This window comes from Devosia sp. Leaf64 (assembly GCF_001421945.1).
Classification (GTDB): Bacteria; Pseudomonadota; Alphaproteobacteria; order Rhizobiales; family Devosiaceae; genus Devosia.
In genome coordinates, this window is sequence record NZ_LMLO01000002.1 from 243,848 (window position 1) to 270,676 (window position 26,829).

Below are 26,829 nucleotides of genomic sequence, written 5' to 3' on the forward strand. Positions count from 1 at the left end.
GGGGTTGTGGAAAGCGAGGACTGCTCCGCCCTGAGACCCGGTGACCGGCAGGCCACAGCCTACCGGATCAGAATGGCGCGGAAATCATTCACATTGGTGCCGGTCGGGCCGGTGACAAAGAGGTCCCCGATCGCTTCGAAGGCGCTATAGGCGTCGTTGTTGGCCTGAGCGGCCAGTGGATCTATCCCTGCCGCGCGCATGCGCTGGGCGGACGTGCCGTCGACGAAGGCGCCGGCATTGTCCTCGGAGCCATCGATCCCGTCGGTATCGCCCGCCAGCGCTGTGACGCCGGCGACGCCGTCGAGCGCGATAGCAAGCGCGAGCAGGAATTCGCCATTGCGTCCGCCGCGTCCCGTGCCGCGTAGGGTAACAGTCGTTTCGCCGCCCGAGAGCAGGACGACCGGCTTGGCAAAGGGTTGATTGCGCCCCGCGATTTCCTTGGCAATCGCGGCATGGACCAGCGCCACGTCCCGGGCTTCGCCCTCGATGGAATCGGAGAGGATGGCCGCGCCGATGCCGCGCTTGCGGGCTTCTTCTGCCGCTGCGGTGAGCGACAGGGCCGCCGAGGCGATGGTCACCACCGAATTGCCGACAAAACGCGGGTCGTCCGAACGCGGGGCTGGGTTGTCGTCGCCTGCGAGAACCGCTTGCACCGCTTCTGGCAGGACCAGCCGATAGAGATCGGCGAATTTACGCGCTTCGGCCCGCGTGCCCGCTAATGAAATGGTGGGCCCAGACGCGACGAGGGCCGGATCGTCTCCGGGAACGTCGGAGACGACAAGGGTTGCGACGCGCGCCGGCGCGGCCAATGCCGCGAGCCGACCACCCTTGATGGTCGAAAACTGATTGCGGATGAGGTTCATCACGCCGATCGGGGCGCCGGATGCGAGGAGGGCGCGGTTGACCGCCTGCTCGTCTTCTAGCGTCAGGCCATCGGCCGGTGCCGGGAGCAGGGCGGAGCCGCCGCCCGAAATCAGGGCGACGACGAGATCGTCGGGCGTGAGGCCTGAAACCAAATCCTTGAGCCGCTGAGCCGCGGCAAAGCCTGCGGCGTCCGGAACGGGGTGGGCGGCTTCGACGATTTCGATGCGCTCGCAGGCTTCGGCATAGCCATAGCGCGTGACGACGAGACCCGCGTGGATCTCGTGCGGCCAAGCCTGTTCAAAAGCGCGCGCCATCTGCGCCGAAGCCTTGCCGGCGCCGATGACAATTGTCCGCCCCTTCGGCGCCTCGGGCAAATGCCGCTCGACGGCCAGCGCGGGCTGGGCACGATCTACGGCAAGCTCGAACAGCGATTGCAGGATTTCGCGATCCATTTGGTCCTCCGGCCGTTTTCCCCGCGCCTTTGTGACGGGGGCATCCGTCCTTGTCCAGCCTTGCCAGCCTGTCAAAAGGTGGACACATAGAGGCAGTACCGGCAGGCGCAGGGAGTTTTATGTGACCGAACGATTCGCCATTTACTATGCGCCGTCCGCCAATAGCCCCCTCTGGGACCGGGCCTCGGCCTGGCTTGGGCGCGATCCGCTGACCAATGAACTGTTCGAGGGCGCGATTGCCGGGATCGAGCGCAATCGGCTGCTCAATCTCACCCAATCGGCCAATCGCTATGCCTTCCACGCCACCATCAAGCCGCCCATGGCGCTGGCCGATGGCGCGACAGTGGATGATTTGCGCGCGAGCCTTGCCGATTTTGCCAAGCGTCAATCGCCCTTTTCGATCGGCAAGCTAACCGTTGCCTCGCTCGATGGCTTTCTGGCACTGATCCCGGAAGCCGAAAATGAAGCGCTCGTCGATTTCGCCGCATCGGTCGTCGAAGAATTCGAGCCGCATCGCGCCCCGCTCAGTCTGAAGGATCGCGCCGCGCGCCTTGCGCGGGGTTTGACGCCGCGTCAGGAAGAACTGCTCGACGCCTATGGCTACCCTTATGTGTTCGACGAATTCCGCTTCCATATGACGTTGACGGATCGGTTGAGCCAAGAGGATCATGCCGAAGTCATGGCGGCAGCACAGGCCTGGTTCGCGCCGGACCTCGCCGAGCCTCTGACCTTTGACCGGCTCGTGCTCTATCATGAGCCAGAGCCCGCCTCCTATTTCCGCCGCCTTGAAGATTTTCGCCTGGGAGCCTGAGCGTGTCCGAACTGGTCATCAAGAACGCGCGCCTCGTTCTCGCCGATAGCGTCGTTTCCGGTAGCGTCAGGGTGCGCGATGGTGTGATCACCGATATCGCCACGGGCCCCGTAGAGCAGGGTGAGGATTTCGAGGGGGATTATCTGATCCCCGGCATTGTCGAACTCCATACCGACCATCTCGAAACCCATTATCGTCCGCGTCCCGGCGTTTTCTGGGATCCGCTTGCGGCGCTCCATGCGCATGACGTGCAGATCGCCGGCTCGGGGATTACGACGGTGTTCGATGCCGTTCGCATCGGCTCGGATGTCGACATGCCCGAAATGTTCGAGCACTCGCGCAAAATGGTCGAGGCTATTCGCCAGGGACCTGAGCAGGGCTGGCTGCGTGCCGAGCACTTTTTGCATCTGCGCTGCGAATTGCCGAGCCATGATGTCTTCGAACACTTCGAGGCTTTTGCCGATCATCCGCTGACCAAGCTCGCCTCGGTGATGGATCATACGCCCGGCCAGCGCCAGTTCCGCTCGCTCGAGGACTATAAGCGCTTCTATTCCAAGCATATGGGCCAGAGCGAAGCGCAGATGCAGGCCTATATCGATGCGCGCCAGGCCGAGCACGAGCAGCACTCGGCCAAGAACCGCACCGCGATTGTTTCGCTGGCGCAAAAGCTCGGTCTCGCGCTTGCAAGCCATGATGACGCGACCATCGCCCATGTCGAGGAAGCAGCGGAAAACGGAATTGCCATCGCCGAATTCCCGACGACGCTTGAAGCGGCTGCTGCCGCCAAGGATGCCGGGATTGCGGTTTTGATGGGTGCGCCCAATGTCGTCCGCGGTCGCTCGCATTCGGGCAATATCTCGGCCAGCGATCTCGTCGCCGCGGGGCTGCTTGATATTCTCAGCTCCGATTATGTGCCTTTTGCGCTTTTGCAGGCCGTGTTCCTGCTGCCTCAGCGTATCGATGATATCGGCCTGCCCGAGGCCGTCGCGCTCGTGACCCGCAATCCGGCTGCGGCAGCCGGGCTTGTGGATCGTGGCGAGATCGCCATTGGCAAGCGGGCCGACCTGGTGCGAGTGTCGGGGCAGGGACGGATTCCGGCAGTGCGGAGCGTCTTGAAACAAGGGGTGCGGGTCAGTTGAGCGAACGTCCGCCTGGACTGCTGGTGCTTGTCATTGGGCCTTCGGGCGTCGGCAAGGACACGCTGATCACAGGCGCCCGCCACGCCCTCGATGCCGACAAGCGCTTCAGCTTTGTGCGGCGGCTCGTCACCCGACCCACCGATATCGATCTCGAGGACCATCTGTCCATTGAGCCCGAGGAGTTTTTCCGTGCCCGGAGCGATGGCCGCCTGGCGCTCGATTGGGAAGCGCACGGGCTAAATTATGCGCTGCCGATCAGCGTTGATACCGATCTCGCGCTTGGGCGTATCGTCGTCGCTAATGTCTCGCGCCATGTGGTGGGCAAGGCTATCGCCAAATATCCCGCCTGCCGCGTCGTCATGATCACGGCCGAAATTTCGCTCCGCGCCCATCGTCTTGCCCAGCGCGGCCGGGAAAATCGGGATCAGATCACCGCGCGCCTTGCTCGCGAAGGAGCGTCCCTGCCCGAGGGCGTCTCGCCCATCGTCATCGACAATTCGAGTTCGGTCGGCATCGGCGTAACGGCTTTTGTCATGTCGCTCAGGGCCCTTGCCGAAGAGTGAACCCTTGCGGGGCTTCTGCGTTTGGAAGGGATATCCAGCGTCAGGAGTTTTTCATGAGCCGAAACGGACTTTACGCCCTGGTGGCAGTGCTTGCCATCGCGGTGATTGGCTTTGCGGTCTACACCTATCAGCAGCAGCAGGCCCGCCCGGGTGTCGAAGTGCGCATTGACCAGCAGGGAGTGTCGATCGATGGAAACGGATAAGGACCTGCAGCGGACCGCCGTCACGACTGCGATCACCGTCGAACTGCAGCGCCAGGCGGAAGCCGGCGCGCAGCGCATCGATGTCGAGGCGCTGGCTGAAGCCGTGCTGCAATCGATCGAACCGACTGGCCCAGCCGCCGAGGGCCGCCGGCCCGAGGAGCTCAATTCAAGCAATGACGGCTAAGGGATAGTCCTGAGGGGCCTCGGCAAAACCTCTAGGGCCCCTCCTCTTTCCCCCATATGGGCGGAAATTTCCCGCCAATCGTCACGGCGCACACTTGGGCATTGCCTCACTCATGAGGTGTGCTGTGTGGAGCCAAGACAATGGCGCGCTATATTCGCGTCTCCCCCGATCATATTCCGCTGGGCCAGACGGCCCTTTTGCTTTTCGTGCACCAGAACGAACTCTGCGCCGGAGCGCTCGAGCACCGCGCCGATGGCCGGCTCGACCGCCGTGTGCCCGAGGATCCCTCGCCCCACGATTTGGTGCTCGGTATCTGCCGGCTGATGGCCGACCTCCCGGACGATGCCGACCTGCTGGTCGTCATGGAACCGCTGGCCTATTGGCCGGCTTCATTTCCAAAACTCCATCAAAAAGCGAATAGATAAAATAAAGAATCTATTGGAATCAATTTTATGAAGTAACGTCCGAATAACCCAGTTCAATACAAGAAAATAATATACGTAGAGTCTCGAATTTATCGTCAGCCGTGAGCGGCGCAACATCTACCTCAAGACAGCAAGAAGACTTGTTGTTCACCAAGGAGGTAACGATGTTCAGAATGAATAAGACTGCGATTGCCCTGAGCCTGACTGCCGCACTCTGGTCCAGCACGGCCATGGCGCTCGATCTCGGCGGCCTGGGGGGCACGCTCGATTCCGTCACCAGCACGGTCACCGAAACGGTCAACACCGTCACGGGCGGTGAACTGGTGACGATCAGCAGTGGTTCGGCCAGCGATAGCGGCCTCGTCAATGTGGGTCTTGGCGGCGGTGGCGGCAACCTGCTCGATGCTAATGTCGGAGGCGGCCTCGTCGATGCCAATGTCAATCTCGGCGGCAGCAACGGCCTTCTCGACGTCAACGCCAATGTCGGCGGTCTTGTCGATGCCAATGTGAATGTTGGCGGCTCTGGTGGCCTCATCGGCGTCGGCGTCAATATCGGCGGCGGGGGCCATGGCAACAATGGGGGCAATGGCGGAAACGGCGGCAATGGTGGAAACGGGGGCAATGGCGGCAACGGCACGAACGGCACCAATGGCCGCGGCAATAACGGCGCCATGGGGAATAATGGCTCCAACGGCAATGGCACCGTAATCAACCGCTCCGGCAACTCGGGCTCGAATGGCGGCTTCATTGCTACGTCGGCCTGCGCCGGCACCAATCCAAACCAGTTGGTGAACCTCTTTGAGTCCACCCGCATCCGCAACTGGGACCGTGCAACGAGCATCCAACTCGTTCCCGTGCCGGTCTGCGCCGAAGTGCGCAAGCAATTGGCAGGCTGGCTGGCCGGTAACCAGGATTTCCACCGCATGGTCGGCGCCGTGTCGTCCGATGCACTGATCAACGCTGCGCTCAGCCGCACCAAATATCAGCCGGGCAATGTCATCGGGGTGCAGTCCACCGGCTCCACCCTCACCGTCTACGTCTTCTGACCCCTGCGCCCCAGCTCCAGAAGACGACGAACCGGCTGCCGTAAGGCAGCCGGTTTGGTCATTTCAGCAAGGGGTCAGCCGCAGAGGCGGAATAATGGCTTAGAGCGCGACGCCCTGAACGGCGTCACGCACCGCCTGATGGGCGATCTCGATCGAGGCGAAGTGCTGGCCATCGACCACGAAGGCCGGCAGCTTGACGGCGAGGAAGCGATAGCCGCCCTCGGCCGGCACGACGACGCCCTGCGGCTCGCCTGCCACTTCGATCACGGTTGGCCGAAGCGTTTCGGCCTTCTTGAAACTGTTTTCCTGCATGGGTGGAATCTCCACTTGCGCGACGATAGGGAAAACACGGGCAGTGGGCCTATCCACGCCGGTGAAGCCTGCTCGCTGCGGGTCTTATCGATACTCTGAGACGGTGGTGTGACTGCTGCCAGATTTCTCTTTGGCTGTTTCACACCGAGAACATGACCTCAGTCACATGGCAATGTGACGTGTCACATTCGTTTCGAGCGACAGAACCCTTGCCAGCGTTTGGCATGATATCGGCGGGATACTACGGTCGAACACACGGCATGGATGGTAATGGTTTGCGATGTCGTCATCGTCATTCCTCTCCTTGCGAGTGTTGACTGTATGGAAGCGCGCATTTTGCGGCGCAGCGATGGCAAGATAGGGGAGCTTTCACGGATTTGAAAGTCCATCAGCGTGCGCAAAGCGACAAAAAAACGAAAAAGCGTGCTCGACTTTCGTCGAGCACTGAAAATTTGAGCGTTTGAGTCAGGTTATAGGCGAGGCAAGCTGTAGATCAGCGCGTGAACGGCACGCTGGCTGTCAGCACATCACCCGAATCGTTGAACTCCACCTGGAATTCGACGCGGATGGCATCGCCGACAAGAAAGAGCCGCGAGCCGATCTGGAGGTCGTTGCCGCCCCGATCCTTCTGCCGCTCAACAAGATCGAAACCGATCTCCTTGCTCGACTGACGGCCGACTGCAGTACCCGAGAAGCCGGCATTGGAGGTCATTACGGCCTCATATTGCGACTTGTCCGCGATATAGCCGATCGTGCCCGAAACCGAGAGGTTCATGTTCACAAGCGTGCAGCGGCCGGTATAATTGATCTTGCCCGAATTGCCCGGGCTCACCGACAGGCGGCAGCGGAAGGGTTCGGGCTTGTCGCCGCCCTGCAGCATGCTTTCGCCGCGCCAGTTGCCGACATAGCCGGCAAGCAAGGCTTCTTCATTTGGCCCGGCCAGGCTTGGCCCGGTTGCAAGGCCCAGAAGGACCAGCGCTGCCAGAATGGACTTTTTCTTGTCCTTAACCACGTCTTTCCCTCTTCTCCCAAGTGTCCGCCATGGACCTCATGACTTTAGCATTTCATCCAACAATGCCAGTTTAATGTGATCCAGCAAATATGCAGCATCATAGTAAGCTAGAGCAAACGCCGGAGGCAGCGTGCAGTCGTCTGAACCGACCCAGACCATTCCGGGCAAGTCCGATATCCGCGAACGGGCGACGCCTTCTGCCGATGCGCTCGTTACGGCTCATAACGTCGACTATAGCGTTGAGGTCGCAGGCAAGCCGCTCAACATTTTGCGGGGTGTCGATCTGACCGTGCGCCCGGCCGAGGTCGTGGCCATTGTCGGACCCTCAGGCAGCGGGAAAACCTCGCTTTTGATGCTGCTTGCCGGGCTCGAACGCGCCAGCGCCGGCTCGATCACGATTGCGGGTACCGACATCACCAAGCGCGATGAAGACGCCATGGCGGTGTTCCGCCGCCAGACGCTCGGCATCGTCTTCCAGAGTTTTCATCTCATCCCGTCCCTGACCGCGCTCGACAATGTCGGGCTCGCGCTCGAAATCGCCCGGCCCGACCTGCCGCTGGCCGAAGTGCGCAAGGAAGCTGCGGCCGCTCTTGAGGCCGTTGGCCTTGGCAAGCGCTTGGATCATCGCCCTGCCGCCCTCTCTGGCGGCGAACAGCAGCGCGTCGGTCTGGCCCGCGCGCTCGTCACCAAGCCCAAATTGCTGCTCGCCGATGAACCGACGGGCAATCTGGACCAGAAGACCGGCGCCGTCGTCGTCGAATTGATGTTCAACCTGGCGCGCCAGAACGGCACCGCCATCGTCATGATCACCCATGACCCGCACCTGGCCGAGCGCACCGACCGCAAGTTCACCATGGAACAGGGTCAACTGACCGAAACCACGGGCCAGATCTGATGCGCGCCTTCTTTGCCGCGGCCCGCGTGGGCCTCAAGGAAATGGCGGGCGATTGGGCCCGCTTTTCCCTCCTCATCATCTGCCTTGCCGTCGGCACGGCGCTGATCGCGGGCGTGTCCTCGGTCTCATCGGCCATTACCCGCGCCGTCGACCAGAACGCGGCGCTGCTGATGGGCGGCGATCTCGAATTCACCCGCTCCGATCGTCCGGCCAATGCCAGCGAAATCGCCATTCTCGAACAGGCGGGCACCCTTGCGAGCACGGTCGAAACCAATCTCAGCGCTGAATCAGCGACAGGCGAAGCCTTTGTCGATCTCGTCGCGGCTGGCCCCAATTATCCGCTCCTCGGCGGCGTCTATACCGATAATGCGGATGCGCAGACCGCGCCTTTCACGGCGCTCGAAGAACGCGACGGCATGTTTGGGGCCCTGGTCGATCCGGTCATGCTCGACCAGCTTGGCCTCAAGACCGGCGACACCATCATGATCGGCGGCACCGATTTCGAGGTGCGCGGCGTTCTCACCGGTTTCCCCGATGGTCCCGTGCGCGGCTTCCGCCTCGGACTTGCGACGCTTTTGAGCACTGATGGCTTTGCTCATGTGTCCGATCGCACCTCGCCGCTGCCCGGCCTCGGCACCAACTTCCGCTACAAGCTGCTTCTCGCGAGCAGCGACACCGAAGGCGAACGCGCGCGGCTCGTCGGCGAGCTCGGTGATTCCGGTTGGGAGGTTCGTTCGGCGCTCGATGGGCTCGGGCCCATGCTGCGCTATTATGAGCTGTTCACCGGCTTCCTGCTCGTCGTCGGCCTCGGCTCGCTGCTGATCGGCGGCGTCAGCGTCTGGAGCGTGATGTCGGCCTATATCGCCGAGCGTGCGGGTGTTATTGCGGTACTGCGTAGTCTCGGGGCTGCGCGCTGGCGCGTGCTGGTGCATTTCCTCGTTCAGGTGCTGGCGCTTGGCCTCATTGGAGTTGGCCTTGGCGTGGTGATTGGTGTCACCATCGGCCTCTTCGTGCTGCCGGCCGTCGGCACCGCCATCGGTATTCCGCTGGCGCGCGATATCGATGTGTTGGCTATTCTCGTTGCCGGCGCTGTGGGTCTCCTCACCGCCTTTGCCTTTTCCTATCTGCCGCTGGTTCAGGCGCAGATGGTGTCGCCTGCGAGCCTCTTCCGCTCGAAGGGGCTGGGTGCGCCGCGCATCCAATGGGGCCGTTTCCTGCGTTCGGCCGAACTGTTGCCGCTCGCCGTCGCGATCCTTTTATTCTTCTGGCTCGCTGTTGTACTGACCGGTGATTGGCTGCTCGTTCTTGCCTTTGTCGGCTCCGCCATTGGCGCGGCGCTGCTGCTGCAGCTTGGCAGCCGCCTTGCGCTATCGGGTCTGTCGCGCCTGCCATCGCCGCGTTGGCGGCCGCTGCGGCAAAGCCTCCGCGCCATCATTGGCTCGGCGGGCAATTCCTCGGCTGTTGTCACCGCCGTGGGCCTAGCCATGGTGATCCTCGTCGTCGTCCAGGTTCTGGCGATCAATCTCCGCAACGAGTTTTTGGGCGCCTCGGTGTTCGATGCGCCGACGCTTGTCGCCTCCGATCTCTTCCCCGACGAAATGGAAGCGCTGCAAGCCGATGTCGGACCGGAGCACGGCATTGCGCTCGTCACCTCGACCCCGATGTTGCGCGGCGCCGTCACCGCTATTGCTGGCACGCCGGTCGACAGCCTCTCGGCCAATGGGCCAGAAGCCTCGTTCCTCCTCTCGGGCGAAATCCCGATGACCTCTCGCGCCGTCCTGCCGCCAGCTTCGCGCCTTGTCGAAGGCACTTGGTGGCCGGAAGATTATTCGGGCGAACCGCTGGTGTCGCTGCATCAGAACCTGCGCCAGGGGCTTGGCGTCAAACTCGGCGACGAGATCACCTTTGAAATTTTTGGCGAAACCATCACCGCCAAGGTCGGCAATTTCCGCGACTATGCCTGGCAGGGCGGCATCGACTTTTTAGTGACCTTCTCGCCCGGCGCACTCGATGCCTATCCGACGACGCTGCTGGCCGCCGTCACGGCCGAGCCGGGCCGCGAAGAAGACGTCGAGCGATTTCTCGCCGGGGAATTCCTCGACATCAAATTCATTGAAATCGGCGCGACCCTGACCCGCATCACCGAGGCGCTGAGCCAGCTTTCTTTCGCTGTCTCGAGCGTTGGCGGCATTGCGGTGCTCAATGGCCTTCTCATCCTCATCGGCAGCCTTGCCGCCGGCCGTCGCCAGCGCGAATCCGATGCGGTGCTCTATAAGGTCCTGGGGTCGCGGCGCGGCGAAATCCTCGTCGCTGCGCTGTTGCAGTTCCTGCTGCTCTCGCTCTTTGCCGCGCTGATTGCGATACCAGCTGGCATCTTTACGGCCTGGCTGCTGACCCAGGTTCTGCTCAATGTCGCCTTCACCGTGGATGCTTCGACGATCGGCATCGTCGTTGTCGGCCTCATCGGCGTCACCGCAATTCTGGGCGCAACGACATTGCTCCGCGTGCTGTCCATCCGCCCAGCGCTGCTCTTGCGCGAAATGTCGAGCGTTTAGCCATGAGCCGGCTGGCCCTCATCCTACTCGCCTGCTTGTCTTCGGCGAGCGTAATGGCCAAGGATTTTCCGGCGGCCGGAGCGCAATATGATTCACAGCTCGGCGGCGCCTATACGCCGCCAGCGGGCACCAGGATCGTCAGCCGCGACCGGAGCGAAGCGCCTGCGCCGGGGCTTTATAATGTCTGCTACGTCAACGCCTTCCAGACCCAGCCAGGCGAAAACGCCTGGTGGCAGGCCAACCACCCGGACCTGATCCTCACCGCCGAGGGGCGGCCGGTCGAGGACGAAAACTGGCCGGGCGAATATCTGCTCGATACCAGCACCGCGGCCAAGCGCGGCGCCCTTGCCGACATTATCGGCGACTGGATCGAGGGCTGCGCCAGGGATGGCTACGACGCCATCGAGGCGGACAATCTCGACACTTATTCTCGCTCTGACGGTCGCCTCAAGATCGAGGATAACCTCGCCTTTGTTGGGCTGCTTATCGAGAAAGCACATGATCTCTGGCTTGCGTTCGGCCAGAAGAATGGCGTGGGACTCCTCGATCGCGCGGACCTTCCGGCCTTCGATTTCGCCATCACCGAATCCTGCCAGGTATATGACGAATGCGGGCCCTATGCCGAGCGCTACGGCGCCCGAGTGCTCGAGATCGAATATACCGACACCGAAAGCCGCTTCTTCGAACAAGCCTGCGCTGCGCGTGGCGGCCAATTTTCCATCATTCTTCGAGACCGCAACCTGCAGCCGCCGGGCATGCCGGGCTATACGTATCGGTCCTGCTGAAAAAGGCGGATCTCATCGCGTTTTAGATGGGATCGTGCCAAGATCGGTGGGCATCAGCGGAGACTGGAAATGGCAAAGGCACTTGGCATTGGCGGCGTGTTCTTTCGGGCGCGGGATACGAAGGCGCTCGCGGAATGGTACGAAACCCATCTCGGCGTGCCGGGTTTTTGGAGCCAGGATGCGGGCATGACGGTGTTTGCGCCGTTCAAGGACAGCACCGATTATTTCCCGGCCGACAAGCAATGGATGATCAATTTCCGCGTGGACGATCTTGATGGGCTGATTGGCCAGCTCAGGAACGCCGATATCGCCGTCGAGACGCGGCCGGATGAGTGGGACACGCCCGAGACCGGGCGCTTTGCGCGCATCCATGATCCCGAGGGCAACCAGATCGAGCTTTGGGAGCCGCCGGCATCCTAATAAGCACTAAAATCATACTTTTGCGCGGCAGGGTCTTGGCGGCGTTTGCAGGCTCTGCTCTATAGCCTGCCGAAGGCTTTTGGAGACTGTTTATGGCCAAGCGCAAAATCGCGGTGATTGGTGTCGGCAAGATCGCTCAGGACCAGCACCTGCCGGTAATCGATGCTTCGGATGATTTCGAACTGGCCGCGACGGTTTCGACGCGCGGCGTCGGCCATGGCAGCGTGCCGGTGTTCAAGACGCCGGCCGAGCTTTATGCCGCCATGCCGGACGTGTCGCTCGTTTCCATCTGCACCCCGCCCGGCATTCGCCACACCTACGTTCGCGAGGCGCTCGACGCCGGCAAGGACGTGATGATGGAAAAGCCGCCGACGACGACGATTTCCGAGCTCGACGACCTGATCACGCATGCCAAGCGCCTTGATCGCGTGCTCTACCAGACCTGGCACAGCCAGTTTAACGCGGCGGTCGATCGGACCAAGGTGATCCTCGCTGAAGAAGGCGTGACGTCGGCGCGCATCGACTGGCGCGAAAGCGTGCGCAAGTGGCATCCGGGACAGGACTGGGTGTGGGAGCCCGGCGGGTTCGGCGTCTGCGATCCCGGCATCAATGCATTTTCGATTTTCACCAAGGTCATGCCGTTCCCGGTCTTTGTCGACAAGGCAACCCTGACCTTTCCGGAAAACCGGCAGACGCCGGTCGATGTCGAAATTGCCTTCAAATCGAGCCAGGCGCATCAGCCTGACCTCTCGTGCGGGTTCAACTGGCTGGAGGAGAATGGCGAGGTCTGGACCATCCGGTTTACGACCGGCCAGGGCAACGAGATCAAGCTGGAACGCGGCGGACGCACGCTGCGGGTCAATGGCGAGGTCGTGCTCGAGCATGGCGATCTCGAATATTCGGCCATGTATGACCGGTTCGCGGATCTGCTGGAAGCCCACGAAAGCGATGTCGATGCAGCGCCGTTGCGGCTGATGTCGGACGTGTTTTTCTTGGGCGCGCGGGTCAATGGGCCGGCGTTTGAGTGGTAGGGGCTGGGCGCCTGGCACTTGAGTAGCCAAGCATAAGTAGCCCTCACCCTGAGGTGCCGCGCAGCGGCCTCGAAGGGCGGGGGCGTGCCGCGATGATTTGGTGCCACGCCCTCGTGGTTCAAGGCTGCGCTGCGCTCCGCACCTCACCATGAGATCTACTGGAATGCTGTCAGGGGCGGCTGATAGCAGTGATAGGCGGATCAGGCTCCGTCCAAAATCCGTTTGTGATCCAACTCGATGCCTGCCGCGAGATGGTCCCGTGCCGCATCCACCTTCCCCGCCTCGATTGCCTGGATGACAGCTTCCAGATTTTCGATGCTTTCTGCGCAATAGGCCTGCAGCGTTTCGGGTTGCCGGGTTAGCGCCAGCGCTAGAAGCAGTTCGACGACACCCACCACCCCGCGCAGAAGGGTGTTTTGCGAGGCTTCGGCGATTTGGCCGTGGATTTCTAGGCTTGCGAGGCCGAATTGTTCCACGCTGTCGCCCGCGGTGGCGGCCTGGTGCAGCCAGTATTTCATGATGCGGACGTCTTCGGCGGTGCGGTGGCGGGCGGCGCCTTCGACGGCGGGGAGTTCGAGGGCGGCGCGGACGGCGAAGAGATTGCTGTAAAAGACCGGGTCGGCCGGGGCGTGAAAATGCCAGGCGAGGACCTGGCTATCGAAAAAATTCCAGCGGCTTTTGGGCGAGACGCGCGTGCCGACTTTGGGGCGGGCTTCGACCAATCCCTTGGCTTCGAGCGTTTTGAGCGCCTCGCGGAGGACCGTGCGGGAGACGCCATAGGTTTCCATCATGACGGCATCGCTGGCCAAAACGGAGCCGACCGGGAACTCACCACTGATGATGGCCCGGCCGATTTCGTTGATCACGAACGTATGGAAATTGCGCGCAGCGTGCCGGCCGGAAAGGGACCGGATGAGGCTGCCAGCTTCTATCATGGCGGCAACTAGGCTTTCGAGGTTTTCTCTCCAGGAGCGGACGCCACGAAGATCAGGCGCTGTAGCACGATGAAGAGGAACAAGAGAATGCCGATGACGATCTTGGTCCACCAGCTCGATAGCGTGCCATCGAAAATGATGTAGGTCTGCACGAGGCCAAGCAGCATCACGCCGATAAAGGTGCCGAGGACAAAACCATAGCCGCCGGTAAGCAGCGTGCCGCCGATGACGACGGCGCTGATGGCGTCGAGCTCGACCCCGACCGCAGCGAGCGGATAGCCGGCCGAAGTGTAGAGCGAGAAGACTATGCCCGAGAGCGCCGCGAGAACGGAAGACAGCGCATAGATCGCGACGGTGGTGCGCGCGACCGGCACGCCCATCAGGGAAGCGGAAACCGGATTGCCGCCAAGTGCATAGACATAGGAGCCGAACTTGGTTCGATGGGCGAGGAGGGCGCCGATGATGAAGATCGCGACCATGGTGAGGCCGATGACGCTAAGGCGCCCGCCGCCGGGGAGGCGAATGGTGAGGTCGGAAATCCAGGCATAGAATTCGTGGTTGATCGGCACGGAATCGCGCGTGATCACCGAGGCGCCGCCACGGGCGAGGAACATGCCCGCGAGGGTGACAATGAAGGCGGGCACCTGCAAATAATGGATCGCGAGGCCCATGATCGCGCCGAACGCGCCGGCCACTATGATTGCTATGGCAAAGGCGAGGAGCGGGTGGAGCCCAAGCCAGGAGATCAGCACGGCGACGAGGACGCCCGTGAACCCGATGACGGCCCCAACCGAGAGATCGATGCCCCCGGACAAAATGACAAAGGTCATGCCGACGGCCGCGATGCCGAGGAAGGCATTGTCGGTGAGGAAGTTTCCGAGCACGCGGGTCGAAAACATGGAAGGGAACTGCATGACGGCCAGCGCATAGGCGATGGCAAAGATCAGCGCCGTGGCGACGAGGGGTCGAAGCGAGCGGTTCATTTCGCGGCTGCCTTGGCGACGGGTTTGATACGGGGCGGCGCGAGGCGGCTCGCGAGCGGCGACTGAATGACGAGCACGATGAAGATCAGCCCGGCTTTCACGATGAGATTGAATTCGGGCGGGAAGCCCGAGACCAGAATACCCGTGTTCATCGCCTGGATGATGAGGGCGCCGACGACCGCGAGCGGCACCGAGAAGCGGCCGCCGAGGAGCGAAGTGCCGCCGATGACGACGGCGAGAATGGCGTCGAGCTCGAGCCAGAGGCCGGCATTGTTGGCATCGGCCCCGCGGATGTCACCCGCAACGATAATGCCGGCAATGGCGGCGCAAAGGCCGGAGAGGGAATAGACGAGCAGCAGCAGCATGCGGCTGCGGATGCCGGCAAGGCTGGCGGCGGCGCGATTGACCCCGACGGCCTCGATGAAGAGACCGATGGCGGTGCGCCGGACGACGAGCGTCACGATGATCATGAGAACCAGCGCGATCACCGCGGCCATGGGGAAACCGAGGAAGGAGCCGGTACCGATATAGATGAGCACCGGATCGGTGAAGGTGACGATAAAACCTTCGGTGATGAGCTGGGCAATGCCGCGGCCGGCGACCATCAGGACGAGCGTCGCGATGATTGGCTGGATATCGAGAATGGCGACCAGGATGCCGTTCCAGAGGCCGCAAAGGAGGCCGACGACGAGGGCGGCGACAACCGCGATAGGCGCGGGATAGCCGGCGACGACCATGGTGGCGGCAACAGCGCCGGCCACGGCCATGACGGCGCCGACCGAGAGATCAACGCCCTTGGTGGCGATGACCCCGACCATGCCGACGGCGAGAATGGCGACCGGGGCGCCGCGATTGAGAACGTCGATCAAGGAGCCGAAAAAGCGGCCATCCTGCCAGGTGACGCGGAAGAAATTGGGGAACAGGAGCCAATTGATTAGCAAGACGCCGATCAGCGCGAGGAGCTGGGGATTGGCGAGTTTGAGGAGCGAGCGACGGATCATGCCTGCACCCCGTCTTTATGATTGGCGATGGCCTGCACGATGACCCCGGGATTGATGTTTTCGCCATTGAGCTCGGCGACCAGTTCGCGATCGCGCATGACGACGATGCGCGAGGAATAGGCGACGACCTCGTCGAGCTCGGAGGAGATGACGACGAGCGCCAGGCCCTCATCGCGCAGGCGATTGATGGTGCGGACGATTTCGGCGTGGGCGCCGACATCGATGCCGCGCGTCGGCTCATCCAGAATGAGGAATGTCGGGTCGGTGGCAAGCCAGCGCGAGAGGATCGCTTTCTGCTGATTGCCGCCTGAAAGCAGCTTGATCGGCATGTCGAGCGAGGCGGCGCGGATATCCATGGATTCGCCATAGCGGCTGGCGATTTCCATCTGCTCGTCGCGCGTCAGGGCGCTGAACCAGCCGAGCTTGCCCTGGAGGGCAATCACGATGTTTTCGCGCACCGAAAGATTGCCAAAGATACCTTCGGCTTTTCTATCTTCCGGGCAAAAGCCGAAACCGTGGGCGATGGCATCGGTGGGCTTGGAAATGGAAGTGGGCTTGCCGGCGACGGAGACAGTGCCTTCGTCAGCGGAATCGGCGCCGAACATGATGCGCGCCATTTCGGTGCGGCCGGAGCCAAGGAGACCGGCGACGCCGACGACCTCACCCTTGTGGATGGTGAGGTTGAAGGGCATGACGCTGCGCTTTTTGCCATAGCCCCTATAGTCGAGCAGCACTTCGCCGAGCGGGCGATTTTCCTCAAGCTGGGTAGCCCCGGAAAAGGCAATGTCTTTGCCCAGCATCAGGCGGACCACATCTGTGCGCGTGAGATTGTCGAGGGATTTGGTGTCGATCAGCTTGCCATTGCGGAGGATCGTGACGCGATCGGCAATGGCAAAGACCTGATCGAGGAAATGGGTGATGAAGACGACGGCAAGGCCCTGGGCCTTTAGGTCGCGAATGATGTCGAAGAGACGCTCGACCTCGTTGCGATCAAGGGACGCGGTAGGCTCGTCGAGGATGAGGACCTTGCCCGAGAGTTCGACGGCGCGGGCGATGGCGACGATCTGCTGCACGGCGACGGAATGGGCGCCGAGTTCGCTCGAGGGGTCGATGTCTAGGCCATAGCGCGCCAGAACAGTGCGCGCATCGCGCTCCATCTTGCGGCGATCGACGAAGCCAAACCAGGTCGGCTGGTGGCCGAGATAGAGGTTTTCGGCGACGGAGCGGTTGGGGAGGAGATTGACCTCCTGATAGACCGTGCCGATGCCATAGGTCTGGGCGTGTTGCGGATTATTGAGGGTGACGGGGGCACCGTCGACGATCACGTCGCCCAGCGTCGGCTGATAGGCGCCGGTCAGGATCTTGATCAGCGTCGATTTGCCGGCGCCGTTTTCGCCGAGAAGGGCGTGGACTTCGCCGGGGCGGAGGCCGAAATCGACCTTATCGAGCGCCACGTGATTGCCGAAAATCTTGACGATCCCGCGCGCTTCGAGCGCGTAGCCAGTTTCCGCCATTGCCCCTCCCCTGCCGCCTTTCGGACGGCGAAACCATTATTCATCACCGCGTCATTCCCGCGAAAGCGGGAATCTCCACCTCGGGAAAGGGATTCCCGCTTTCGCGGGAATGACGTCGTGGGTTTGGGCAGCGGCGGTGTGCCGCTGCCCATCCTGCGGTTAAGCCTTAGTAGCCGAGACCCTTGCGGCGGTCGTATTCGCCCTGTGGGTCATCGGCCGAGGTGTAGAGCTTGGATTCGGTGATGATGAACTTTTCCGGTTCCGTGCCGTCAGCCCAGAACTTGGCGAGGGCGTCGAAGGCGGGGCCGGCCATGTTCGGGGTCAGTTCGACCGTGGCATTGGCTTCGCCGGCTGCGATGGCGGTGAAGATATCCGGCACGCCGTCGATCGAGACGACCTTGATGTCGGTGCCAGGCTTGAGTCCAGCATCCTTGATCGCCTGGATGGCGCCAACGGCCATGTCGTCATTGTGGGCATAGACAGCGCAGATATCGGCGCCATTGTTGGTCGCCTTGATGAAGGCTTCCATGACTTCCTTGCCCTTGGAGCGAGTGAAGTCGCCGGTTTGGCTTTGCGTGATCTTGAGGTTGTCGTGGCCGGCAATGGCTTCCTCAAAACCCTTCTTGCGATTGATCGCGGGGGTGGAGCCTACGGTGCCCTGGAGTTCGACGATATTGCACGGCTCGGTGCCGACATCGCCGACGAGCCAGTTACCGGCAACGCGGCCTTCTTCGACCTGATCGGAGGCAACCGAGGTCAGGTAGAGATCTTCGGGCGCATCGACGCCACGGTCGAGCAGCACGACGGGGATTTCAGCGTCCTTGGCTTCGGCGAGCACATCGTCCCAACCGGTGGCAACAACGGGAGCGACGAGGATGGCGTCAACGCCCTGAGCGATGAAGCCGCGGATGGCCTTGATCTGGTTTTCCTGCTTCTGCTGGGCGTCGGCAAATTTCAGATCGACGCCGCGTTCTTCGGCCTGCTGCTTGGTGACCGAGGTTTCGGCAGCGCGCCAGCCCGATTCCGAGCCGATCTGCGAGAAGCCGACGACCTTGCCCGAAATATCCTGCGCGAAGGCAGCGGTAGACAAGGCGGTAGCGAGGCTTGCCGCGATGGCAAGCTTGGTGATGATGCTCACGATGAATCCTCCCAAAAGACCGCCCGGCGTTTTCGCTTCGGGCGATGGGAGGACGCTATTATAAAGTACTATTATATGTAAAGAGGCTTTCAACGGGAACGAAAACGGCGGCCCGAAGGCCGCCGCGAGGGTCGTAAGTCTCTGAATTTTAAAGGCTTACCAGTCGAACTGCTTGGCGACCGAAATCTTGAAAGTGCGGCCGGTCGAGCGATCGATCGAGAGGTTCGGGCGGTAATCGGCGTTAAAGAGGTTGTCGATGCCGAGCTGCAACTCGGTACCGGCGAGAGGACCGGTCTCGGGTTTCCACGAGGCGAAGAGGTCGACAGTCGCATAGGCATCGGCTGGGCCATCGGCACCGAACGGACCGGAGGCGACGATGTAGCGGCCCTGATCGGCAATGGTGAGGCGCGCGCCCATGTCGAGATTATATTCGACATTGCGGATGCCCATGGTCAGCGCCAGCTTGTTCTGCGGCACGGTGGTCAGCGGCGTGTTGTTGACGAGATTATCGCCCACCGTGATGCCATAGGCGAGGCTCGCATAGAGCAATTCCGCATCATAGGAGGCTTCGACCTCGACGCCATAAATGCGCGCCTTGCCGATATTGCCATAGTAGGGAACCGTGGCGCCGCCGAAGGGACGGGCGGTGTTGGACGCGATGAGGTTGGTCAGGTCGCTATAAAAGGCCGTGGTCTTGAGCGCAGCCGTGTCGCCGGAGGTCAGCAGATCATTGCCCGACAGCGAGAAGCCGGCTTCGATCGTATTGGCTTCTTCCTTGAGGAGGCCAAGGCTGGTCGACTTTGGTGCAGACCGGCCCGGCGAAGCGGCCGCGACGGAATAGAGCTCATCGATGGTCGGCAGACGTTCGGTATGGGCGATGGAGCCGAAGACGCCGATATTGTCCGTCAGTTCATAATGGGCGGCGAGCTTCGGCGAGAAGGCGCTGCCTTCGATATTGGCGGCGCCGGTGGTTGAATTGACCCAGTGGAAGTCGCCACGCGCGCCGGCGATCAAGGTCAGCTTCTCGGCCCAGATGAATTCGTTCTGGGCAAAGATGCCGAGCTTGTTCTCGGTGCCCTGCGGGTGTGCCGGCAAGGCAATGGCCGTGCCTGGGCGCACGACCGTGCGGTCCTGCGTCGAGGCGGCAAAGCCGGTGGTCAGATAGTTCTCGAACCCGTCGCCGATCCATTCGATCGTGTTGTCAGCGGTAAGCTGCCAGGTCTTATAGCCATAGCGGGTATCGAGAAGGATGCTGTCGGCGGTCACGTTCTGGGGGAAGGCCGGATTGACCGGCCCGATCACGGTGCGCGGCGCGCCGAGGGCGTAGCGGTGATTGGTCTGGTCGTTCTGGGTGTCGGAATAGCTGAGGTTGACCTTGAGATCGACCCAGGGATTGTCGGTCGCCGGGTTTTCCCAATGCAGCACCGCAGTCTGGTCGAGCACGGCGCGATCGGTGACGCCAAAGAGCGAAGACGTGCCGGTCTGGGCATAGGCCTGATCCTTGGCGTCGCTGGTCCAGCGCTGGTAGGAGAGGCTGAGTTCCTGCTCGTTATTGTCGCCGAAATGGCCGGTGCCCTTGATGAGCCCGGACAATGTGTCGAAACCGGAGCCGGCGAGTTCGCCACCCTTGGCCAGCTCGACATTTTCGCGACGGCGCCAATTGCCGGCGGCGAGAATTTCGAATGTGTCGGTGACCTGCTGGGCGAGAACCGCCGAGGTCAGCGTGCCCAAGCCATTGGTGTCGAGCGAAGTTTTGACCCGCAGCGCGCCGCTATTGCCGTCCCGCAGATAATCGGATGCGTCCTTGGTGGTGAAGTTGATCACGCCGCCGATGGCGCCTGCGCCGTAAAGCGTCGAGGACGCAGGCCCGCGCAGCACCTCGACCTGCTTGTAAAGTTCAGGGTCGGAGAAGAACGAGCCCATACGGTACTGCTCGTTGAACTTTGGCGCACCATCGATGTTGATGATGACGCGCGAGCCGTCCGACGAGTTTTCGGTGGTGCCGATGCCGCGGATATTGAAGGCCTCGCCGAACTGGCGCTGGCTGCCGACGACGGTGACGCCGGGAACGGTGGCAAAGAGTGCACCGGTCGTGTCGGCCTGTTCCTTATCGATATCGGCCTGGTCGAGCACCGTCACCGCCTGAGGCGTATTGATGGCAACTTTCGGCGCCCCCGCACCGATGACCAGACGTTCAAGAAGAGTAATATTCGTTGCGTTGACGTTCTGCGCCTGCGCTGCCTGCTGCGCGACGAGCGCCAGCGCGACGCCGCCCAAAAGCGCGGCCGCGCGTGACCTGACCAGCCCCATGTCTGTCTCCAGTTTTTTAAAAGTCTTTTTGTGATCGGCTGGCTGGCGGGAGGCGGGCTGACCGGTTGAAAGAATGCTGACTCTTTCATTCACCTATTGCGCTGATAATTTAATATGGCTATGTGAGTCAAGTTTAATTCTCTTGCCGAGGCATTCATACCGGATGACTTAAGGCGATGAAGTCGTTGGATAAATCATGCCGCCGAGTGGCTCTGACTCCGCCGTTTCCCCCATCAAAATTGTCTCGAGTTCCGAGATTCTGAATGGGGGTTCCGAGCTGCAGATCGAGCACAAGGGCATGATCTACCGGCTGCGCGTCACCCGGCAGGACAAGCTCATTCTCACCAAATAGGCCCGCGCTGTGACCGAACCGACATCCAAAACCGCCGAAGACATCCGCCGCCTGCGGGCGCTCAATCCGCAGATGCGCGAACGCGATTTTGCGCGCATTCATTCGATCAGCGAAGGCCAGTTGGTGGCCGCCGAAGTCGGCCATACGGCGACGCGGCTCAAGGTCGATATGTCAATGCTGCTTCATGGCCTGACGGGCGTCGGCGAAGTCATGGCGCTGACGCGCAATGAAAGCGCGGTACATGAGAAGATCGGCGTTTACGAGGGCGTCTCGGTCAATGCCCATGCCTCGATCGTCTTGGGCGAACAGATCGACCTCCGCATTTTCCCGAGCCGCTGGGTGCATGGCTATGCAATCGAAAAAGCCATGGAAGATGGCACGACCAAGCGCTCACTGCAGTTTTTCGACCGTGCGGGCAATGCGGTCCATAAGGTGCATGCGCGCCCGGCAACCGATGTCGCGGCCTGGACCAAGCTCGTCAGCGAACTGCGTCACGACGAGCAGGTCGATACCCTCGATGTCACCGCTTATGTGAAGGCCGCGCCGGAAGCTGCGCCCGCCCCGCTCTCCGAGCTTCGCGCGGGCTGGGAAGCGATGACGGACACGCACCAGTTCTTTGGGCTGATCAAGAAGCTCAACTATCCCCGGCTCGATGCGCTCGAAACAGTGGGTGAGGATCTCGCCTGGCAGCTCGACCATGCTGCCGTCGAAGGCATGTTCCGCAAGGTGGCGGGCACCGACCTGCCCATCATGGTTTTTGCCGGCAATGAAGGCTGCATCCAGATCCATTCCGGGCCGATCCACAAGGTCTCGCCCATGGGGCCATGGCTCAATGTCATGGATGAAACCTTCCACCTCCACTTGCGGATCGACCACGTCGTCGCGGCCTGGGCGGTGCGCAAGCCCACCAAGGACGGCCATGTCACCTCGGTCGAACTCTATGACGAGAACCGCGAACTGATCATCCAGTTCTTCGGCAAGCGCCATGAAGGCCATGGCGAACGCGACGAATGGCGCGCTGTCGTCGAGCAATTGCCGCTGTTCTCCACCCCCAACGCTGCCTGAGATCTTTCAACCATGCGCATTTTTTCCTCTTTTGCTGCTGTGCTGATGGCAGCTTCGCTTTCCGTGGCGCCGCTTTCGGCCGCCGAACTGCACAAATTTGCCGATGCGAGCCGCCTGGTGTCGATCGGCGGTTCGCTGACCGAAATTATCTATGAGCTGGGTGCCGAGGGCACGCTGGTCGCCCGCGACCAGACGGCGCTTTATCCAGAGGCGGCGCTGAGCCTTCCCGATGTCGGCTATATGCGCGCATTGGCGCCGGAAGGCGTGTTGTCGGTCAATCCGACCGGCCTCCTCGTCATCGAAGGCAGCGGCCCGCCGGAAGCGCTTGAAGTGCTCTCGCATGCAGGCGTCGAATATCAGACCGTGCCGGAAGGCTATTCGGCTGAGGGCGTTCTTACAAAGGTGCGGGCCGTTGGCGAAGCGCTGGGTCTTGAAGATAAGGCCGAGGCGCTGGCGAAAAAGCTCGAAGGCGAATTCGCCGCGCTCAAGACCCGCACCGATGCGGTGGAAGCGCCGAAGAAGGTGCTGTTCATCCTCTCCAACCAGGGCGGCCAGATTCAGGCTTCGGGAACCGGCACGGCGGCCAATGGCATCATCGCGCTGGCTGGCGCCGAAAATGCCGTCACCGAGTATGAAGGCTATCGTCCGCTCTCCGAGGAAGCCATCACTGCTGCGGCGCCTGATGTGATCCTCCTCATGGATCGCGGTGGCGACCATGGCGCGACGGAAACGGAGCTCCTCGAACACCCGGCCATCGCCCTGACCCCGGCGGGGCAGAACAAGGCGATCTACCGCATGGACGGCGCCTATCTCCTCGGCTTTGGCCCGCGCACGGCGGCTGCCGCCACTGAGCTTGCCGATCATCTTTACGGACAAGCCTCGCATTAAGGCGGTTTGAAATGGACAGCACCATGTCACTTGCCGCAAGCGGCGCACGGACCCGGCCCGACGGCGATCGCAGCCATATCGGCCGCATTACCGTCATTGCGCTGGTCTTCGCGCTGCTGGCAGCCATGGTTCTGTCCATGACCACCGGCGCCTCGGGCGCCTCGCTTGGAAATCTCATCGGCTCCTTGATCTCGGGATCGGAAGGGGCCGATGCACTGCGCGACTATGCCGTCATCGTCAATATCCGCCTGCCACGCATGGTGCTTGGCGTGCTGATCGGCGCTGGCCTGGCGGTGTCGGGCCTCCTGATGCAGGGCCTTTTTCGCAATCCGCTGGCTGATCCGGGGCTTGTCGGTGTGTCGAGCGGCGCCGCACTTGGCGCGGTCGTCATCATCGTGCTTGGCGGCACGGCGCTGGCGCCCTTTACGACCGCGCTCGGCATCTGGTCCTTGCCGGCTGCAGCCTTTGGCGGCGGCCTCGTCACCACGTTCGTGCTCTATCGCGTCGCGACGCGCGGCGGACAGACGGCCATCGCCACCATGCTTCTCGCCGGCATCGCCATCGGCGCGCTTGCCGGGGCTTTTTCCGGTGTGCTCACCTATATCGCGAGCGAAAACCAGCTTCGCGACCTGACTTTCTGGGGCATGGGGTCGCTCGCGGGCGCCACTTGGATCAAGGTTCTTGCCGCCGGGCCGATCATTTTTGTGGCGCTGGTTGTCGCCGGTTTCCTCGCCAAGGGGCTCAATGCCATGACGCTCGGGGAAGCAACGGCGTCGCATCTCGGCGTGCCGGTGCAGCGGTTCAAGCGCATCACCATCGTTGCCGTGGCCGCAGCGACCGGCGCCTCCGTCGCCGTCAGCGGCGGCATTGGTTTTGTCGGCATCGTCGTGCCGCATCTTCTGCGCCTCGCGATCGGGCCGGATCACCGCTATCTGCTGCCCGCCAGCGCGCTCCTCGGCGCCACCTTTTTGCTCTTCTGCGATGCCCTGAGCCGCACCATCGTCGCGCCGGCGGAACTGCCGATCGGCATCGTCACGGCAGCCTTTGGCGGGCCATTCTTCCTCTGGATCCTGCTGCATCGCCGCAGCGCCTTTGCCTGGTAACACCATGATCGACATCGATAGCGTCTCGGTAAAACTCGGCGCGCGGCAGATCCTCCACGACGTGTCGCTGAGCGCGCCATCGGGAAAACTGACGGCGATCATCGGGCCCAATGGCTCGGGCAAATCGACACTGCTCAAAGCGCTCTGCCGCGACCATGCCTATTCCGGCGTGATTTCGATTGATGGGCGCGACATCGCACAGATGAGCCCGCTTGAAATCGCGAGCCTCCGCGCCGTGCTGCCGCAATCGTCCAATCTGCCCTTTCCCTTTACTGTGCGCGAAGTCGTCGCCATGGGGCTGACGGCGGGGCGGCCGGGCGTCGATCGTCGGGCGCTGCAGCACCTGCCGGACGAGGCGCTCAATCGCGTCGATCTCGGCGGCTTTGGCGGGCGCTTTTATGGCGAACTATCAGGCGGCGAGCAGCAGCGCGTGCAATTGGCGCGCGTCCTCTGCCAGGTGTGGGAGCCGGTCATCGACGGCGTGCCGCGTTATCTCTTCTTGGATGAGCCCGTATCGAGCCTCGATATAAAACACCAGCTGATGATCATGGACGTCGCCAAACGCTTTGCCCGCCAGGGCGGCGGCGTCATCGCCGTGCTGCACGATCTCAACCTGACCGCGCTCTATGCCGATACGATCCTTGCCCTCCGCGATGGCCGGGTCGTCGCCAGCGGACGGCCGGAGGCGGTGCTGACGGACACGGTGCTTGAGAGCGTGTTCGATGTACCCTTGCGCGTTGGTATAGCGCCTCGGGCGGGGACATTCGTTCTGCCGCAATCGGTGCGTACCGATGCGATGAGTGCCGCTTAGGGCGATTGGCCTAGAGTTTTATCACCAAAAGGATCGGCGCAGTCATTAGGACTGTGCGCTCGAACTCTGTCATCCTGTGACTGAGCGAGCTGGCAGCGCATTGGCGCTGCAGCCTTATCCGCTCGGCGGGAACTATGCCCGGATCGGCGGCAGGCAAACCATAGGGGGCGCCATTCAGCGCCCCTCCATGTCGATCGCGAGATTAGAGCAGCTTGAGATTGACAGCCGACTCTTTGCCATCGCGGCCGGACTCAAGGTCATATTCAACCTTGTCGTTCTCGTAGAGACCGTCCAGGCCGGAGCGCTGCACGGCAGAAATGTGGACGAATGCGTCCTTGCCGCCGGTTTCTGGCGTAATGAAGCCGAAACCCTTGGTCGTGTTGAAGAACTTGACGGTGCCTTTGATAGCCATGATTTATTTCCCGATTAGAGGATCGGCAAGCTAACGAGTTTTCCGAATGTAACAAGTCCAATGTGTCCCCAAAGCCCGAAAAAAGCGGCTTTGGGGCCGAAAAACCACGCTGCGGCTGTCAGATTTTCGCCCCGGATTGGGCTGGACCGCGTGGATCGGGCTGCTGGGCGGTTATGGACCCGGAATTCATATCATTTTCGTTGGGACTTTGGTCGTCCGCAAAGGCCCTCATGGTGCGTGACCTGGCAAGGCAAGCACATCACCACGAGGGCTGAAGGAAGGATAAGGCGGAGCGCTGGTTTTATCGCCCCAGTTTCCCATCGACGAGCGAGGTCGCGAGTGGCGCCGGACGGGTGACGGGCGTTGTGATCTCAACGACCTGACCCGTGCGCGAAGAGGTTTCGAAGGCTTCCATCACTTCGAGCACGTGCAAGGCGAGGTCGCCATTGGCGCGGTGCGGGCGGTTTTCGACGATGGCGTGGGCCATGTCGGCGAGACCGATGGAGCGGTAATTGCCGTCGGCATAGGGTTGGTCGGTGTCGACATTGGTCCACTGGCCGCCCTTTTCCATGAGCTCGACCTGACCGCCGAAATTGTTGGGATCGGGGACGATGAGGGTCGCGTCGGTGCCGTAGATCTCGAGCGGCACGTGCTTGTGGCCGGCAACGTCAAAGCTCATCGAGATCTGGACGATGGCGCCATTGGCAAAGACCAGCGTGCCTGAGACATGGGTCAGGACATGAACCGGGATGACTTCGCCATTGCGCGCTTCGGAGGTGATGGTGCGCGTGTCGCGCAACATGGTGCCGAAGCCGGAGACCCTGGCGACGGGTCCGAGGAGATTGACGAGATCGGTGATGTAGTATGGGCCCATGTCGAGCATGGGGCCGCCGCCTTCTTCATAATAGAAGGCGGGATTGGGGTGCCAGCGCTCGTGGCCGGGGCACATGAAATAGGCCGTTCCGCCAACGGCCTGGCCCAGCTTGCCCTCATCGACCACCCGGCGCGCGGTCTGGTGCGCGCCACCGAGGAAGGTGTCGGGAGCGGAGCCGACGCGGAGATTCTTGGCGCGGGCGGCTTCGACGAGCTTCTTGCCTTCGGCAAAGACGACGCCAAGCGGCTTTTCCGAGTAAACGTGCTTGCCGGCCTCGATGGCACGGAGGCCGACCTCGACATGGGCCTTGGGGATGGTGAGATTGAGGATGATCTCGATGTCGGGATCGGCAAAGATCTCGTCGATGGTCACTGCCCTGAGGCCGAACTCATCGGCGCGGGCCCTGGCCGCCGCGGGGTTGAGATCCGCCACGGCCCTGATGTCGAGAACCGGAAAATCCTTGGCGGCCTTCAGATAGGCCGCCGAAATATTGCCCAAGCCGATAATGCCGATGCCAACTTTGCGCATCTTGTCTCCTCACGCCGTGCCAAAGCACGAACCTTAACTCCCACTGCCTTTGGCAGCATCCCGAACCCCTTCTGCGGTGGCCGCAAAAGGCGGCGCACAGCAGGGTCAGATTCTTGTATGGTATGGTGACATACGTACGTCAGAATAGTCCAGACCGTGTTGGACCCGGTATTTGACGGTTTTCCGGCCGAATGCCATTGGGATGAGCCCGCGGATAC

28 protein-coding genes are annotated in these 26,829 nt (G+C 61.9%); 17 read left to right on the top strand and 11 right to left on the bottom strand.

Going from position 1 to position 26,829, the window contains the following annotated elements; genetic code table 11:
- Nucleotides 1-59: 59 nt before the first annotated feature.
- Entirely contained in the window at nt 60-1,316 is a 1,257-nt protein-coding gene (locus ASE94_RS01220; protein ID WP_062628864.1) for a glycerate kinase, read from the bottom strand.
- Nucleotides 1,317-1,437: 121 nt separating this feature from the next.
- On the opposite strand from ASE94_RS01220, the gene ASE94_RS01225 reads away from it, so the two are divergent.
- The 7 genes from ASE94_RS01225 to ASE94_RS20795 all read left to right on the top strand — a co-directional run bounded on the left by ASE94_RS01225 (nt 1,438) and on the right by ASE94_RS20795 (nt 5,687).
- Nucleotides 1,438-2,127, top strand: coding sequence for a DUF1045 domain-containing protein (locus ASE94_RS01225; RefSeq protein WP_061911662.1), 690 nt, complete (start codon nt 1,438-1,440; stop codon nt 2,125-2,127).
- Between the two features lie 2 nt (nt 2,128-2,129).
- Nucleotides 2,130-3,266: an alpha-D-ribose 1-methylphosphonate 5-triphosphate diphosphatase gene (locus tag ASE94_RS01230; protein ID WP_062628865.1), complete on the top strand. Its 1,137-nt coding sequence runs from the start codon at nt 2,130-2,132 to the stop codon at nt 3,264-3,266.
- Complete coding sequence (gene phnN, locus ASE94_RS01235; protein WP_061911664.1) at nt 3,263-3,829, top strand: phosphonate metabolism protein/1,5-bisphosphokinase (PRPP-forming) PhnN; 567 nt, start codon at nt 3,263-3,265, stop codon at nt 3,827-3,829. The genes ASE94_RS01230 and phnN overlap by 4 nt, the downstream gene beginning before the upstream one ends.
- 53 nt (nt 3,830-3,882) lie before the next feature.
- A complete protein-coding gene (locus ASE94_RS21190) occupies nt 3,883-4,032 on the top strand; it encodes a hypothetical protein (RefSeq protein WP_164474162.1) in 150 nt (49 codons plus the stop codon).
- Nucleotides 4,019-4,216, top strand: coding sequence for a hypothetical protein (locus tag ASE94_RS01240; protein WP_061911665.1), 198 nt, complete (start codon nt 4,019-4,021; stop codon nt 4,214-4,216). The genes ASE94_RS21190 and ASE94_RS01240 overlap by 14 nt, the downstream gene beginning before the upstream one ends.
- 140 nt (nt 4,217-4,356) lie before the next feature.
- Nucleotides 4,357-4,641 (top strand): hypothetical protein, encoded by a 285-nt coding sequence (locus ASE94_RS01245; RefSeq protein WP_061911666.1) that lies wholly within the window; start codon nt 4,357-4,359, stop codon nt 4,639-4,641.
- 164 nt (nt 4,642-4,805) lie between these two features.
- Nucleotides 4,806-5,687, top strand: a complete 882-nt coding sequence (locus ASE94_RS20795) for a hypothetical protein (RefSeq protein WP_156351741.1) — start codon at nt 4,806-4,808, stop codon at nt 5,685-5,687.
- A gap of 99 nt (nt 5,688-5,786) precedes the next feature.
- On the opposite strand, the gene ASE94_RS01255 is transcribed toward ASE94_RS20795, so the two are convergent.
- Both ASE94_RS01255 and ASE94_RS01260 read right to left on the bottom strand, forming a co-directional pair.
- Entirely contained in the window at nt 5,787-5,999 is a 213-nt protein-coding gene (locus ASE94_RS01255) for a hypothetical protein (protein WP_062628867.1), read from the bottom strand.
- 493 nt (nt 6,000-6,492) lie between these two features.
- Complete coding sequence (locus tag ASE94_RS01260) at nt 6,493-7,011, bottom strand: hypothetical protein (protein ID WP_062628868.1); 519 nt, start codon at nt 7,009-7,011, stop codon at nt 6,493-6,495.
- 130 nt (nt 7,012-7,141) lie between these two features.
- On the opposite strand from ASE94_RS01260, the gene ASE94_RS01265 reads away from it, so the two are divergent.
- The 5 genes from ASE94_RS01265 to ASE94_RS01285 all read left to right on the top strand — a co-directional run bounded on the left by ASE94_RS01265 (nt 7,142) and on the right by ASE94_RS01285 (nt 12,697).
- The gene (locus ASE94_RS01265; RefSeq protein WP_200913557.1) at nt 7,142-7,906 is read left to right on the top strand and encodes an ABC transporter ATP-binding protein; all 765 of its coding nucleotides are present in this window, start codon (nt 7,142-7,144) and stop codon (nt 7,904-7,906) included.
- Nucleotides 7,906-10,461 (top strand): FtsX-like permease family protein, encoded by a 2,556-nt coding sequence (locus ASE94_RS01270; protein WP_062628869.1) that lies wholly within the window; start codon nt 7,906-7,908, stop codon nt 10,459-10,461. The genes ASE94_RS01265 and ASE94_RS01270 overlap by 1 nt, the downstream gene beginning before the upstream one ends.
- A gap of 2 nt (nt 10,462-10,463) precedes the next feature.
- Nucleotides 10,464-11,246, top strand: a complete 783-nt coding sequence (locus tag ASE94_RS01275; protein WP_082460718.1) for an endo alpha-1,4 polygalactosaminidase — start codon at nt 10,464-10,466, stop codon at nt 11,244-11,246.
- A 69-nt stretch (nt 11,247-11,315) separates the two neighbouring features.
- Nucleotides 11,316-11,666 carry a VOC family protein gene (locus ASE94_RS01280; RefSeq protein ID WP_062628871.1) on the top strand — a complete coding sequence of 117 codons (351 nt, stop codon included), beginning with the start codon at nt 11,316-11,318 and terminating at the stop codon, nt 11,664-11,666.
- A 92-nt stretch (nt 11,667-11,758) separates the two neighbouring features.
- Entirely contained in the window at nt 11,759-12,697 is a 939-nt protein-coding gene (locus ASE94_RS01285) for a Gfo/Idh/MocA family oxidoreductase (protein ID WP_062628872.1), read from the top strand.
- 200 nt (nt 12,698-12,897) lie between these two features.
- Here the strand turns inward: ASE94_RS01285 and ASE94_RS01290 are convergent, their stop codons facing one another.
- The 6 genes from ASE94_RS01290 to ASE94_RS01315 all read right to left on the bottom strand — a co-directional run bounded on the left by ASE94_RS01290 (nt 12,898) and on the right by ASE94_RS01315 (nt 20,578).
- Entirely contained in the window at nt 12,898-13,632 is a 735-nt protein-coding gene (locus ASE94_RS01290; RefSeq protein ID WP_062628873.1) for a FadR/GntR family transcriptional regulator, read from the bottom strand.
- Nucleotides 13,633-13,640: 8 nt separating this feature from the next.
- Entirely contained in the window at nt 13,641-14,615 is a 975-nt protein-coding gene (gene yjfF, locus ASE94_RS01295; RefSeq protein WP_062628874.1) for a galactofuranose ABC transporter, permease protein YjfF, read from the bottom strand.
- The gene (locus tag ASE94_RS01300; RefSeq protein ID WP_061911676.1) at nt 14,612-15,616 is read right to left on the bottom strand and encodes an ABC transporter permease; all 1,005 of its coding nucleotides are present in this window, start codon (nt 15,614-15,616) and stop codon (nt 14,612-14,614) included. The genes yjfF and ASE94_RS01300 overlap by 4 nt, the downstream gene beginning before the upstream one ends.
- Nucleotides 15,613-17,130: a sugar ABC transporter ATP-binding protein gene (locus tag ASE94_RS01305; RefSeq protein WP_062628875.1), complete on the bottom strand. Its 1,518-nt coding sequence runs from the start codon at nt 17,128-17,130 to the stop codon at nt 15,613-15,615. The genes ASE94_RS01300 and ASE94_RS01305 overlap by 4 nt, the downstream gene beginning before the upstream one ends.
- 166 nt (nt 17,131-17,296) lie before the next feature.
- Nucleotides 17,297-18,268 carry a galactofuranose ABC transporter, galactofuranose-binding protein YtfQ gene (gene ytfQ, locus ASE94_RS01310; protein WP_061911678.1) on the bottom strand — a complete coding sequence of 324 codons (972 nt, stop codon included), beginning with the start codon at nt 18,266-18,268 and terminating at the stop codon, nt 17,297-17,299.
- A 156-nt stretch (nt 18,269-18,424) separates the two neighbouring features.
- The gene (locus ASE94_RS01315) at nt 18,425-20,578 is read right to left on the bottom strand and encodes a TonB-dependent receptor (RefSeq protein ID WP_062628876.1); all 2,154 of its coding nucleotides are present in this window, start codon (nt 20,576-20,578) and stop codon (nt 18,425-18,427) included.
- Between the two features lie 196 nt (nt 20,579-20,774).
- On the opposite strand from ASE94_RS01315, the gene ASE94_RS20380 reads away from it, so the two are divergent.
- From ASE94_RS20380 to ASE94_RS01335, 5 genes are read left to right on the top strand one after another with little or no spacing between them, the layout of a single operon-like run.
- Nucleotides 20,775-20,930 (top strand): hemin uptake protein HemP, encoded by a 156-nt coding sequence (locus ASE94_RS20380; protein ID WP_082460720.1) that lies wholly within the window; start codon nt 20,775-20,777, stop codon nt 20,928-20,930.
- Between the two features lie 9 nt (nt 20,931-20,939).
- The gene (locus ASE94_RS01320; protein ID WP_062628877.1) at nt 20,940-21,995 is read left to right on the top strand and encodes a hemin-degrading factor; all 1,056 of its coding nucleotides are present in this window, start codon (nt 20,940-20,942) and stop codon (nt 21,993-21,995) included.
- A 12-nt stretch (nt 21,996-22,007) separates the two neighbouring features.
- Nucleotides 22,008-22,883, top strand: a complete 876-nt coding sequence (locus ASE94_RS01325; RefSeq protein WP_062628878.1) for an ABC transporter substrate-binding protein — start codon at nt 22,008-22,010, stop codon at nt 22,881-22,883.
- 23 nt (nt 22,884-22,906) lie between these two features.
- Nucleotides 22,907-23,986: an iron ABC transporter permease gene (locus tag ASE94_RS01330; RefSeq protein WP_244483871.1), complete on the top strand. Its 1,080-nt coding sequence runs from the start codon at nt 22,907-22,909 to the stop codon at nt 23,984-23,986.
- A gap of 4 nt (nt 23,987-23,990) precedes the next feature.
- On the top strand, nt 23,991-24,797 hold the full coding sequence (locus ASE94_RS01335) for a heme ABC transporter ATP-binding protein (protein WP_062628880.1): 807 nt from the start codon (nt 23,991-23,993) through the stop codon (nt 24,795-24,797).
- Nucleotides 24,798-24,999: 202 nt separating this feature from the next.
- Here the strand turns inward: ASE94_RS01335 and ASE94_RS01340 are convergent, their stop codons facing one another.
- On the bottom strand, nt 25,000-25,209 hold the full coding sequence (locus ASE94_RS01340) for a cold-shock protein (RefSeq protein WP_061911684.1): 210 nt from the start codon (nt 25,207-25,209) through the stop codon (nt 25,000-25,002).
- A gap of 301 nt (nt 25,210-25,510) precedes the next feature.
- Nucleotides 25,511-26,611 (bottom strand): Gfo/Idh/MocA family oxidoreductase, encoded by a 1,101-nt coding sequence (locus ASE94_RS01345; RefSeq protein ID WP_062628881.1) that lies wholly within the window; start codon nt 26,609-26,611, stop codon nt 25,511-25,513.
- Nucleotides 26,612-26,829: the final 218 nt, after the last annotated feature.

Excerpts from the sequence above, each read along its gene's own strand:
- ASE94_RS01275 (WP_082460718.1), top strand. The coding sequence starts at position 10,464 with ATGAGCCGGCTGGCCCTCATCCTACTCGCCTGCTTGTCTTCGGCGAGC.
- ASE94_RS01325 (WP_062628878.1), top strand. The coding sequence starts at position 22,008 with ATGCGCATTTTTTCCTCTTTTGCTGCTGTGCTGATGGCAGCTTCGCTT.
- ASE94_RS01240 (WP_061911665.1), top strand. The coding sequence starts at position 4,019 with ATGGAAACGGATAAGGACCTGCAGCGGACCGCCGTCACGACTGCGATC.
- ASE94_RS01245 (WP_061911666.1), top strand. The coding sequence starts at position 4,357 with ATGGCGCGCTATATTCGCGTCTCCCCCGATCATATTCCGCTGGGCCAG.
- ASE94_RS01305 (WP_062628875.1), bottom strand. The coding sequence starts at position 17,130 with ATGGCGGAAACTGGCTACGCGCTCGAAGCGCGCGGGATCGTCAAGATT.
- ASE94_RS01300 (WP_061911676.1), bottom strand. The coding sequence starts at position 15,616 with ATGATCCGTCGCTCGCTCCTCAAACTCGCCAATCCCCAGCTCCTCGCG.
- ASE94_RS01255 (WP_062628867.1), bottom strand. The coding sequence starts at position 5,999 with ATGCAGGAAAACAGTTTCAAGAAGGCCGAAACGCTTCGGCCAACCGTG.
- ASE94_RS01270 (WP_062628869.1), top strand. The coding sequence starts at position 7,906 with ATGCGCGCCTTCTTTGCCGCGGCCCGCGTGGGCCTCAAGGAAATGGCG.
- ASE94_RS01345 (WP_062628881.1), bottom strand. The coding sequence starts at position 26,611 with ATGCGCAAAGTTGGCATCGGCATTATCGGCTTGGGCAATATTTCGGCG.
- ASE94_RS20795 (WP_156351741.1), top strand. The coding sequence starts at position 4,806 with ATGTTCAGAATGAATAAGACTGCGATTGCCCTGAGCCTGACTGCCGCA.
- ASE94_RS01315 (WP_062628876.1), bottom strand. The coding sequence starts at position 20,578 with ATGGGGCTGGTCAGGTCACGCGCGGCCGCGCTTTTGGGCGGCGTCGCG.
- ASE94_RS01290 (WP_062628873.1), bottom strand. The coding sequence starts at position 13,632 with ATGATAGAAGCTGGCAGCCTCATCCGGTCCCTTTCCGGCCGGCACGCT.
- ASE94_RS01280 (WP_062628871.1), top strand. The coding sequence starts at position 11,316 with ATGGCAAAGGCACTTGGCATTGGCGGCGTGTTCTTTCGGGCGCGGGAT.
- ASE94_RS20380 (WP_082460720.1), top strand. The coding sequence starts at position 20,775 with ATGCCGCCGAGTGGCTCTGACTCCGCCGTTTCCCCCATCAAAATTGTC.
- ASE94_RS01220 (WP_062628864.1), bottom strand. The coding sequence starts at position 1,316 with ATGGATCGCGAAATCCTGCAATCGCTGTTCGAGCTTGCCGTAGATCGT.
- ASE94_RS01285 (WP_062628872.1), top strand. The coding sequence starts at position 11,759 with ATGGCCAAGCGCAAAATCGCGGTGATTGGTGTCGGCAAGATCGCTCAG.
- ASE94_RS01330 (WP_244483871.1), top strand. The coding sequence starts at position 22,907 with ATGTCACTTGCCGCAAGCGGCGCACGGACCCGGCCCGACGGCGATCGC.
- yjfF (WP_062628874.1), bottom strand. The coding sequence starts at position 14,615 with ATGAACCGCTCGCTTCGACCCCTCGTCGCCACGGCGCTGATCTTTGCC.
- ASE94_RS01335 (WP_062628880.1), top strand. The coding sequence starts at position 23,991 with ATGATCGACATCGATAGCGTCTCGGTAAAACTCGGCGCGCGGCAGATC.
- ASE94_RS21190 (WP_164474162.1), top strand. The coding sequence starts at position 3,883 with ATGAGCCGAAACGGACTTTACGCCCTGGTGGCAGTGCTTGCCATCGCG.
- ASE94_RS01340 (WP_061911684.1), bottom strand. The coding sequence starts at position 25,209 with ATGGCTATCAAAGGCACCGTCAAGTTCTTCAACACGACCAAGGGTTTC.